This is a genomic window from Mesorhizobium sp. WSM4806, assembly GCF_055811635.1.
The window spans coordinates 1-576 of sequence record NZ_JBVVQZ010000070.1 but is presented as its reverse complement, the minus strand read 5'-3'; the positions used below and the strand labels follow the sequence as shown (position 1 = coordinate 576).

General features: G+C 55.9%; 1 protein-coding gene and 1 pseudogene. Both read left to right on the top strand.

What is annotated here, in order from left to right; translation table 11 throughout:
• The coding region (locus AC0L2M_RS34620) for an EamA family transporter (RefSeq protein WP_473537272.1) at positions 1–243 on the top strand (243 nt) is incomplete at its 5' end.
• Positions 244–332: 89 nt separating this feature from the next.
• Positions 333–576, top strand: a pseudogene (locus tag AC0L2M_RS34615) (hypothetical protein); the annotation flags it as partial.

The window sequence follows — 576 nt, the reverse complement described above, 5'->3', positions numbered from 1 at the left end:
ACGCTCCAGGATACTTTGCTGATGGCCGGCTGCGGTGTGATCGCATCTGCCGGAATGACATTGCTTTCCCAGGCTTATCGCCTTGCCCCAGCAGGCAACGTTGCCGTCTTCGAGTACACGGCCATCGTCTGGGTTCCACTTTGGGGGCTGCTGTTTTTCGACGAGGTGCCGAAGATCACCACCGTTCTCGGTGCAGTTTTGATCTGCGGAGCGGGGCTGTTCGCCCTAAGATCCGCGAGGTGAAGCGGCTCTAGTCGGGAACAAAGTCGAATAACCGTGATTTTGTACGTTGCCCAGAGTGGCAGGACCGATAGCTATCCAACGGGTGTTCCATGGATTCTCCAACGTTGCCTCCGCCACCTCCGCATGAACTCAGCCAAGCACTGAAACGCAATATCCAAGCGATTGAGGAGCGCCGGGCGAAGGAAGCAAGCGAGGCAACTTTGGAAGAGAAAATCGCTGAGGCGATTACCTCTTTTACGGGCAGTATGCGTTTCGTTACCTTCACTTGGCCGTGTATGGCGGCTGGATCGTCTCGAACTTGGGCTGGATACCGATCACTCCGCCATTTGATCC